Source organism: bacterium, assembly GCA_040753085.1.
GTDB lineage: Bacteria > UBA9089 > JASEGY01 > JASEGY01 > JASEGY01 > JASEGY01.
This window is the reverse complement of sequence record JBFMHI010000094.1, coordinates 1-10,518: the sequence shown is the minus strand read 5'-3', so window position 1 is coordinate 10,518 and position 10,518 is coordinate 1. Positions and strand designations below refer to the sequence as shown.

Here is a 10,518-nt window from a genome sequence, read left to right as displayed (position 1 = left end):
AACCCATTGGAAAATAATAACTTCATTTTTTTAAAGAAAGATGTAGTGATGAAATTTGGTTTTTGTAACCATAATAATAACATTAAATTACAAGAACGAGAAAACCAACTGTCAAACTTGGGTTAAACGACAGGTAGAGGGAGCCATTCCGAAAGGGGCTAGACGTGATCGGTAAGGCCAGCAGCCATCGCTGGGGTCCGAGCCCGATACTTTCCCTCTGCAACTTTTAGCGGCCAACCTGGATATATTCTTCAATTTAAGTAGGCCACCAAGTAATTCCATAGTTACAGAGAATTACTTCCACACCGGCCCGTAACAAAATATGCCAGAAGATCTTTGAGTGTCGAAACATCCAAGACAGTCTGGCATGAAGATAGAGCCCCCCCAGGCTGGCCCGTTCCCGAAGAAATGCTGGGAGGCTTGATTAAGGCAGCCAAAGATGTATTCAAATTGGCCTCCTCCAAAAAACATATGATGAATCGAGAGTGGGGACGTTTGGGAACCAACCCCTTCATTGAAGTACAGGGTTGAATACTGTCTGGCTTAAAGGGCAGTGCACACGAGCAGCGCATTTCATACCAAGAAATATGCCAACTCTGTCGAAAAAAAACTTGAACATCGAGTTGAAGAAACCTGGTTCCTATTGCGCCGATTTTGAGATAGGCTCTAAGATGAGCTAACCTACTCTAACTCTTTCCTCTCCTGCTTCTCCTCTAACTTCCGAAAATCAAACCAGGTATCAGCGACTCCCAGAAAAGTCGGAGGATAGGTAAATAGAATAAGTAATAGATAAGCCGGGGCTTGCATAAAAGGTGAAACTTTGTATTTCTTTAGATAAAAGGCCACAATAGAGAGGCCGATTAAGAGGTAGATAAATTGAAAGATATATCGTAGATTAAGCCCTGTAAGGTAGAGAAGCTCTATCCCCTTATATTCCCCCACGAGCATTCCTCCCCAGCCCACGATGAAACCCCAGACAAAGGTATCAGGCACTCGCCAGAGTGAGAAGGTCGGCCACTTCGGAAGGGCATATCCTCCCTTTTTTAGAATAAGCTTAATCAGTTCATAAAAAAGCCAGGCATAGAACACAGAGATCAGAAGCAATAGGGCTGGAGCGAGATGGAAGGCCGTAGTTATCATCCGATCATAGAGTAATCTTAGACCTTCTATCTCCTCGGGAGATGCCTCTTGATACTCCAGTTGTTGAATTAAGGTCGTCCCTTGAATTTTGACTGTATCCCGGATGGTTTCGGCCCATTTGAGGGCAAAAGGTTGTTCACCTGCATATATGAGGGCGAACAAAAAGTGGAGACTAAAGAGGAAAAGGAGGATAAAAGTAGCTAATAAGACCGTCTTTTTAGGAGTTACTCCTCTTCTGATGGAAGTGCCGATTACTGTCCCCATCAAACCAAGCGTAAAAAAGAAGTAACTTTCCGAACCTCCCTGGGAGAAGAGATAGATCACGGGAAGACCCAGCAGAATGACCAATAAACCGTGTCCCCTTCCCCTGGCAAGGGTAGCCAAACAAATAGGTAAGGGAGACAAACCGACCAGAAATATACCCCATGGCGATAAAGTCCAGCCTAATTCATAAAGCAGGGCAGCTATGACCGCGGTGGCCACCACATCCCCTTTTCTTCCTTTTTGTTTTTCCTCCATAGTCTTACTGGTGATGGTCATCGTTTCGGCCACGCCTAAGTTTCGAGTTTTGAGTTACTGATGGTTAGGCAAAAAGTCGAATTCTAAACTCGAAACCCGAAACTGAAAGAATGGCCGAAACGATGACCAAGGCTGTCTTACTCAACCGTAAAAGGAAGAAGGGCAATATTTCTGGCTTGTTTGATGGCTCTGGTTACAAGGCGTTGATGTTTATCGCAGATCCTTGTAATCCGGCGGGGGAGTATCTTCCCGCGCTCCGAAATAAACCTCCTTAAAGCAGAAATATCTTTATAATCTAATTTCTTAACCTTATCGGCACAAAAACGACAAGAGCGTCGTTTCGGAGCTTCCTGCGAGAAAGCCGCTGGTCTTCTTGGTTTTTTTAAGGGTTTTTTCATAGTTCCAACCTATCTCTATCTCAACTCTCTATGTTAGAAGGGGTTCTTTTCGCTCACCTCGTTTGAAGGAAAGAGAAAAGACTCCTCATTGATATCCTTTGGCTCCTGGTATGACTCTTCCGGAGAAGTAAAATTGTAAGCAAAAGGGGCTTCCCCCCCGCCGGCGCCGGAACCGGTTCTCGGTAGAAATTGAACATTTTGAGCGACTACTTCTATGGTGCTCCGCTTTTCTCCCTCCGGGGTTTCCCACATCCTTTGGCTAAGTCTTCCTTCTACCAACACACCTCTTCCTTTGGATAGATACTGATGACAGTTTTCTCCCTGTCTTCCCCAAACCGTTATCCTGATAAAAGTAGCTTCTTCCTTTTTTTCACCAGCTTGTGTGGTATAATACCTATTCATAGCTATCCTGAAAGTTGCTACGCCCAATCCGCTTGGGGTATAGCGTATTTCAGGATCATGAGTCAAATTCCCCATCAAGATTACTTTGTTAAAACTAGCCATTTACTTTGACGCCTCCTTCAGTTCTTCTTCCACTTCCTGAGTTTTTTTCTCTCCAGGTGATCCCGACTTGGCCACCTCTTTTTTAGTGGTCATATATTTAAGAACATAGTCATTAAGTTTTAGATATTGACTCATGCCCTTAATCGTTTTTGGTGGGGCCAGAAAATTAAGCAGATAATACTCCCCTTTTGTCTCGCGTTTAACCGGATAAGCCAACTTTTTCGATCCCCAGGAATCTAGCGTTTTTACCTCTCCTTGGGCTGAGAAAATTATATTTCTTATTCCGGTTAGAACCTTCTCTTTATCCTCATCTTCTATCGGCGATTTGAGAATAAACATTGTCTCATAAGTGTTCATTAATGGAAATATCCTCCTTAACGATTTTGGATGGCGGATTGGTTGTCGCGACCCTCACCTCATCAGACTCCCAGACACCAGACCACCCCTTCAAAAGAGATGATTTTTGACTATCAGGGCCGCAAAGACCACGCTTACCATACTCATAAGCTTAATAAGAATATTAAGGGAGGGACCGGCCGTATCCTTGAAGGGATCACCTACCGTATCACCTACCACGCCGGCCTTATGGGCTTCAGAACCTTTGCCGCCGAAGTGACCTGATTCAATATACTTCTTGGCATTATCCCAAGCTCCCCCGGCATTGGCCATCATTATGGCCAGAACAAAACCTGAAGCCAGCGCCCCGGCCAGGAGGGCAAAAACCATCTCCGGCCCCCCAATAAGGCCGGTCACTATAGGCACGACGATGGCCATCAGAGAAGGGATAATCATTTCTCTTTGAGCCCCGGCCGTGCTGATTCTAACACAGGCCGCATAATCAGGGTTGGCCTTGCCTTCCAATATCCCCTTTATTTCTCTAAACTGCCGCCTTACTTCCTCTACCATCTTGGAGGCAGCCCGACCCACGGCCCTCATGGTCAGAGAACTAAAGAGGTAAGGCATCATCGCCCCGAGGAAGATGCCGCACAGGATCTCGGGGTTAAGGATAGAGAGATTAAACAATTCTCCAACCTGGGCACGCCATTCTTCGAATGATAGCTTTTCTAGGGCTTGGGGTAGCCAGTCCTTATATTTTACCATGTATACCTCATCATAATAAGCGGCCAGGAGGGCCAGGGCAGTCAAGGCCGCCGAACCGATGGCAAAACCCTTACCCGTAGCCGCCGTGGTATTGCCCAGGGCATCGAGGGCATCGGTCCGTTTTCTAACTGCTGGTTCCAAACCGGCCATTTCAGCATTACCCCCAGCATTGTCCGCTACCGGACCGTAAGCATCCGTGGCCAGGGTTATGCCCAGCGTGGAGAGCATACCCACGGCGGCAATCCCAATACCATAAAGTCCTTTGGCCGGCTCGGCTATGGAGCCTCCGGCCGCAAAGAAGCTGCCCAGGATACCCAGAACGATCGTCAGCACCGGGATAGCGGTGGAAAGCATACCTACACCCAGTCCGGCAATGATCACCGTAGCTGATCCGGTTTGGGCCTGTTGAGAAATCCCCCGGGTAGGGGAGTAATGATCCGAGGTGAAATATTCCGTGGAAAAGCCAATGATATTTCCGGCCACCAGACCAATGATAACTGCCCACCAGATACCCATATTAGGCCACCAGATTAAGATGCTCGGATTGTTAAACTTGCCGTAGCCAAGGGTATATTGCACCAGGAGATAAGAACCGACGCAGATGAGGCCACTGGCGGAATATATCCCGATTCTGAGCGCCTTCAAAAGGACCTCTTGTTTAGCCTCCTCACCGGACCTCACCAGAAAGGTGCCAATAATGGAACAGATAACCCCAACCGTAGCCATGACCATAGGGATAGTAACCGCCTGCAGGGCCAATCCCTCAGAGGTAAAAGCGGCCGCCCCTAAGACCATGGTAGCCACAATGGCGCCGACATAAGATTCATAAAGGTCTGCCCCCATACCGGCCACATCACCCACGTTATCACCTACGTTGTCAGCAATAGTCGCTGGATTGCGGGGATCATCCTCCGGTATGCCGGCCTCTATCTTGCCGACTAAGTCAGCTCCCACGTCAGCCGCCTTGGTAAATATCCCACCACCCACCCTGGCAAATAAAGCCATAGAGCTGGCCCCCATCTCAAAGGTAAGCATCGTTGAGGTGATATTCCGGATTACCTGATCCATACTGAGGCTGGGGTCCTGGGAATACCACCATTTCAAGAAGGTATACCAAATGGACAGGTCCAGCAGTCCCAGTCCAACCACCATCATCCCCATCACGGTTCCGCTGGAGAAAGCCACCCGTAATCCACTGTTTAAACTTGACTTGGCTGCCCAGGCCGTTCGTGAATTGGCATAAGTAGCTATCTTCATCCCCAGAAATCCTGATAATCCTGAAAAGAAACCTCCCGTAAAAAAGGCAAAGGGAACAAACCAGGTTAAATATCCTTGGCTGGCCATCACGGAAAGGATAATAGCCATAACTATAAAGAAGACTATTATCGCTCCATACTGCCTTTTAAGATACGCATTGGCCCCTTCACGAACGTGTTGGGATATCTCGGCCATGCGTTTGGTGCCTTCACTCTTTTTCATTATACTTACCCAGAGATATCCGCAAAAGAGCAAAGCGGCAATTGATCCCACCCACGTGAGCCACATCAAATCTCCCATCCGATCTCTCCTCCTCTTAATGGTTAGGTAAAAAGTCAAATTTTGCCACAGAGCTCTGTGACTTTTGTTCCCTTTAAAACGTAGAGAACTCAGAAATCAGATGTCAGATTCTTTTGTCCCGGCTCTCTGTCCTCTGATTTCTGTCTTGGTTGGGTGTGTCAGTAAGATCGTTCCATATCATACTCGATATTGATTGTTTTGTCAAGAAAAATATTTCATCATAAATGCCTCTTCCCCAACCGAAGCAAAAGTAGTTCCATTCTTAAATCATGGACCTTGTCGTCTTCTGATTTGAGAGCAAGGTCAGTATCCAGCAAGCTCTTAAGAACAGCTAACAATTGGTCTTCCGTAAATAATTTTATCTGTTGAGACAGACGTGTAATCTGCTTTTTAGATCGCATCTTTAACCTGGAAGCCACCTCAGGCAGGGGAATACCTTGAGCCAGCATAAGCCTGGCTTGCCAGAGGAGAGAGAAATGACGGGCGAGCATAAAAAGGATCTTTACCGGAGATTCGCCCCTGTCCCTGAGCTGAGCAAATTGCTTTATGGCCGTGGTTGTCGCCCTCTGTCCCACCGAGTCAATCAAATCAAAGATCGAATCAGTTTCACCAGGACTGGTTACCTCGGCTACATCCTGGACTTCAATGCGTTTTCTTTTCCCGATAAAGAGGAGAAGTTTTTCCACCTCAGCGGCTAATGCCTGCCGGCTGGTGCCAATGAGTTGAGCCAGGAGAAGAGCGGCCTTAGAAGTAATATCTTTCCCCTGGGCCTGGCAAAGTTTGGTTACATAAGCCGGGACCCGGTTTTCAAACAGGGGCCAGAAAGTAACCACCGCACCGGCTTGGGATATAGCCTGGTGGGCGGCATCAGTCTTCCATTTTTTAGCCCAGAGGATAAGACATGTGGTGGGGGAGGGAGAATTGAGGTAGGCAAGGAGCTTCTCTTTTTCGGGTGGAGAAAGGGTGTCAGCTTCTTTAACTACCACTAATCGTTTGGAAGCCATCTGAGGCAAGGTCAGACATAGGGAAATGATAGCGTCAGCCGCCTGTTTTTCTCCGTTAAGCACATCATAGTTGAAAGCCAGAATACCTCGGTCAGGGAAGAGGATGTCTTTTAGTTTTTGGAGAACCTGGGCCTTATCAGCCTCCTCTTCTCCTAAAAAGAGATATAACGGGCACACCTCTCCCTTCTCAAGTCTGAATATTATGTCCTCGTAACCTAAGTTCATCGCGCCGCCTTCAGCCGCAACCACATTATTTTGACCTGTATGATTAGGTATGGAAAAGCAAAAATAAACCACGAAGAACACGAAGTTCACGAAGAAAGTAATTTAAGGGTAAGGTAAATGGGATTAAAAGATTTGTTCTATAATTCTTCGTGTTCTTCGTGTGCTTCGTGGTTTTTAAAGGATGTGAGTAAGGTTAAGCTAACCATATACAGGTCGCATTATTTCGGATTTCGGATTGGGATAAATCTGCAATCCGAAATCCGCAATCGTAACATTCTAGCGGATAACGCCAATGCGGCTGGGTAATCTATAATTCACCAGCCCTCAGTAGTTCTAACCACTACGGCTCTGGCCAAATCTTCTACGAGGCGATCAAGGGCATCCTCTTCCGTTTCATAATTATTTTCTTCTTTACCGGGCACCTGAGGCAGATAAGTAGTTGATTTCTCTTGTTGGTCTTCCCAGATAACCTCATCTTTAACTAAATCATGAAGTTTTAGCTTGAGCAAAATCCGGATTTGATATTCAGTGACATAACCATCCTCATCATAGGATAGATCATCTCTGGCGTAAGAGATGACTTCTCCTGCCAACTCTGCCTCGGCTCTGTCTTTTTCCATTACTTTAAGGCGGCCGTCAAGGATGAATTCCTGAGTCACCTGGTCGGTCAGTTCTTTTTCCAGACCGTAACGAGTGGAGGTGTTTTTGAAGATAGGGATACTGATTCGCTTAATATGAGGGGGGAGACCTGACGTGGGGGTGTGAGCACAGCCTAATATGGCTGAAAGAGTGATCAAGAGAAAACTACTTAGTCTTTTAGGGCTAATCAAGGATTTCTCCTCTCGTTGTGGCTATGCGGCGCTATGCAGTTCTGGCGGGATTCTAATACTGAGGCTTCCTTTATAAGATTTCAAAAGTCGCTTTCCTGTTTCTTTACAAAGAATAATGTAACCGTTCATCCCATGAGGCTGGACGCTGGATGCTCGATCTTCGATGCTGGATGCTCGATGCTGGATACTGGATCCTTTACCAGCATCGAGGATCGAACATCGAGAATCGAGCATCGAGCATCGAAGATCGAGCATCGAGCATCGAAGATCGAGCATCGAGCATCATGTGATGAACGGTTACAAATCTTTATATGTTAATATTGTTAGAACTTCCCGCCGATGTAAGACCTGGGGGAGGTGGCTATTATTCATTCTTCAATTGAGCATGTGCGGCGGCCAGCCTGGCAATAGGCACTCTGAAGGGAGAGCAGCTTACGTAATTAAGCCCGACCAAGTGACAAAATTCAACCGAACTCGGATCACCGCCGTGCTCGCCACAGATGCCTACTTTTAAATCAGGCCGGGTGGAACGCCCCCGGGTTACCCCGATTTGGATCAGTTCACCCACGCCGGTTTGATCCAATTGCTGGAAGGGATTAGCCGGGAGTATCCCCTGGTCAATATAGACTCCCAGGAACTTTCCTTCCGCATCATCTCTGGAAAAACCAAAGGTAGTCTGGGTCAGATCATTGGTCCCAAAGGAGAAGAATTCGGCTTCTCGGGCAATCTCATCGGCCGTAATAGCTGCCCGGGGCAATTCAATCATCGTGCCAATAGAATATTTAAGATCAACTTTGGTTTCAGCGATAATCTCCTCGGCAATTTTTGTTATTTGTTTCTTGATTACCTTAAGTTCATTGACATGTCCCACTAAAGGAACCATTACCTCTGGTTGAACCGTATATCCCTCCTTGATCAATTCAGCCGCCGCTTCAAAGATAGCCTGGGCCTGCATTTCATAAACTTCAGGCATAGTCACTCCCAATCGACAGCCCCGATGACCCAGCATAGGGTTTAACTCCCGCAAGCCTTCTACTTGATGGAGTATTTCCTCAAGTTCTTTTATTTTGGCCGGATTTTCTCCTTTGGTCTTAAGTTCAGCTAATGTCACCAACAATTCTTCGTGATTAGGCAGGAACTCGTGAAGGGGTGGATCTAAAAGTCGAATAGTCACCGGCAATCCTTCCATAGCTAAAAAGATGCCCCGAAAATCTTCTTTTTGCATAGGCAAGAGTTTCGTCAGGGCCTTTTCTCTGGCTTCTTTATCCTTAGCGGTGATCATAGCCTGCATATGAGGGAGTCTCTCTTCCCCGAAAAACATATGTTCCGTGCGGCACAATCCAATTCCCTGGGCGCCAAAGCCCCTGGCCTTTTTGGCATCTTCCGGGGTATCGGCATTAGTTCTGACCTTAAGTTTTCTAAAGTCATCCGCCCAATTCAAGAAAGTGGCCATCTCCTCTGTCATTTCCGGCTCAACCGTTGGGGCCTCTCCGATGATGACCCGGCCGGTGTTTCCATCCAGGGTGATGACCTCTCCTTCTGAGATGGTCAGCTCTCCGACCTTGAAGGATTTGGCTTCTTCCTTGACCTTGATATCCTCACAGCCGGCCACACAGCATTTGCCCATTCCCCGGGCAACCACTGCCGCATGAGAAGTCATCCCTCCCCGGGCGGTCAGGATACCCTGGGCCGCATGCATGCCGTGGATGTCTTCAGGGGAGGTCTCTGAGCGAACCAGAATGACCTTTTTCCCTTCGGCGGCCCAATCACAGGCATGGTCAGCCGTAAAAACTACCTGACCTACGGCTGCCCCGGGAGAGGCCGCCAAGCCTTTGGCGATAACCTCTACTTTGGCATCAGGATCAATATAGGGATGCAAAAGCTGATCCAGGGTGGCCGGTTCAACCCTCAACACCGCCTCCCGTTTATTAATTAGTCCTTCCTGCACCATATCTACCGCTATTTTAACCGCGGCCCTGGCCGTCCGCTTACCCGTCCTGGTCTGAAGCATAAAGAGTTTATGGTTTTCAATGGTAAATTCTATATCCTGCATCTCTCGATAGTGATACTCCAATCGCTGGTAAACATCTACCAGTTGGGAATAAACATCGGGCATCTCTTCCTTTAGTTGAAGGATAGGGTGAGGGGTCCTGAGGCCGGCCACAACATCTTCTCCCTGGGCATTAATTAAGTATTCCCCATAAAACTGTTTTTTACCGGTAGAGGGATTTCTAGTGAAGGCCACCCCGGTCCCGGATGTTTCCCCCATATTTCCAAAGACCATGGCCTGGACATTCACGGCTGTGCCCATATCGTGAGGGATATTGTGGAGCTTTCGATAGGTAACCGCCCGCTTGGTTTCCCAGGAATCAAAGACAGCCTTGATGGCTGCCGTGAGCTGCTGCCAGGGGTCGGTAGGAAAATCAGCGCCTGTTGCGGCTCGAACCTGAACTTTGTAACGTCTAACTAAGTCCTGTAAGGCTCGCCGGTTGAGTTCTGAATCGAATTTTACCCCCTCTTCTTCCTTTATTTTCTCCAGAAGCCGTTCAAAGTCGGCGTGTTCCATGCCTAAGACTATATCGGAAAACATCTGGATAAAGCGGCGGTAGGTATCGTAGGCAAAACGTTCATTGCCTGTCTTTTCTACCAGTCCCTGGACAGTCTCATCATTTAAGCCCAGGTTTAAAACCGTATCCATCATTCCCGGCATAGAGACAGCCGCACCTGACCTGACAGAGACAAGGAGGGGATTGCGGGGGTCTCCAAATCCTTTCCCCATAACATCTTCTAACTTAGCCATATTTAATCTGATTTCCTCTTCCAGCCCTTCGGGAAAAGTCCGACCGGTCTCGTTATAAAGGATACAGGCCTCAGTACTAATAGTAAAGCCGGGTGGCACCGGAACGCCAATATTGGTCATTTCAGCCAATCCGGCCCCTTTCCCGCCTAAGACTTCTTTCATTTTAGCGTTTCCTTCAGCCCTGCCCTGGCCAAAAAAGTAAACAGATTTCCCTTTTTCCATGCGATTTATCCTCCTTAAAATAATGGGCGATGATCATCGTTTCGGCCATTTATTGAATCGTTAATCTCGAATTACGGATCGCGAATCTATTTTTGTAACCGTTCAGGTATAGCTGCACGGATTAGCACGGATAAATAACACAGGACAGAAGGCGGAAGTGTAGGGACAGGGCTTGTCCCTGTCCGTGCTTGTCCATGTCCGTTCTGTAGACGGACAAC

At 47.4% G+C, this 10,518-nt stretch carries 9 protein-coding genes; all 9 read right to left on the bottom strand.

Annotated features, from left to right (window positions below; genetic code table 11):
- Nucleotides 1-681: 681 nt before the first annotated feature.
- Nucleotides 682-1,692 (bottom strand): DUF2232 domain-containing protein, encoded by a 1,011-nt coding sequence (locus AB1797_09880; protein MEW5767916.1) that lies wholly within the window; start codon nt 1,690-1,692, stop codon nt 682-684.
- Between the two features lie 104 nt (nt 1,693-1,796).
- Nucleotides 1,797-2,057: a 30S ribosomal protein S18 gene (gene rpsR, locus AB1797_09875; GenBank protein ID MEW5767915.1), complete on the bottom strand. Its 261-nt coding sequence runs from the start codon at nt 2,055-2,057 to the stop codon at nt 1,797-1,799.
- Nucleotides 2,058-2,090: 33 nt separating this feature from the next.
- Complete coding sequence (locus AB1797_09870) at nt 2,091-2,561, bottom strand: single-stranded DNA-binding protein (GenBank protein MEW5767914.1); 471 nt, start codon at nt 2,559-2,561, stop codon at nt 2,091-2,093.
- Entirely contained in the window at nt 2,562-2,918 is a 357-nt protein-coding gene (rpsF, locus tag AB1797_09865; protein MEW5767913.1) for a 30S ribosomal protein S6, read from the bottom strand.
- Between the two features lie 90 nt (nt 2,919-3,008).
- Nucleotides 3,009-5,219, bottom strand: a complete 2,211-nt coding sequence (locus AB1797_09860) for a sodium-translocating pyrophosphatase (protein ID MEW5767912.1) — start codon at nt 5,217-5,219, stop codon at nt 3,009-3,011.
- Nucleotides 5,220-5,437: 218 nt separating this feature from the next.
- Nucleotides 5,438-6,448, bottom strand: a complete 1,011-nt coding sequence (gene holA, locus AB1797_09855) for a DNA polymerase III subunit delta (protein MEW5767911.1) — start codon at nt 6,446-6,448, stop codon at nt 5,438-5,440.
- A gap of 314 nt (nt 6,449-6,762) precedes the next feature.
- A complete protein-coding gene (locus AB1797_09850) occupies nt 6,763-7,278 on the bottom strand; it encodes an LptE family protein (protein MEW5767910.1) in 516 nt (171 codons plus the stop codon).
- Between the two features lie 21 nt (nt 7,279-7,299).
- The gene (locus tag AB1797_09845; protein ID MEW5767909.1) at nt 7,300-7,407 is read right to left on the bottom strand and encodes a toxin-antitoxin system HicB family antitoxin; all 108 of its coding nucleotides are present in this window, start codon (nt 7,405-7,407) and stop codon (nt 7,300-7,302) included.
- A gap of 235 nt (nt 7,408-7,642) precedes the next feature.
- Nucleotides 7,643-10,300: a pyruvate, phosphate dikinase gene (ppdK, locus tag AB1797_09840; GenBank protein ID MEW5767908.1), complete on the bottom strand. Its 2,658-nt coding sequence runs from the start codon at nt 10,298-10,300 to the stop codon at nt 7,643-7,645.
- Between the last annotated feature and the right edge of the window lie 218 nt (nt 10,301-10,518).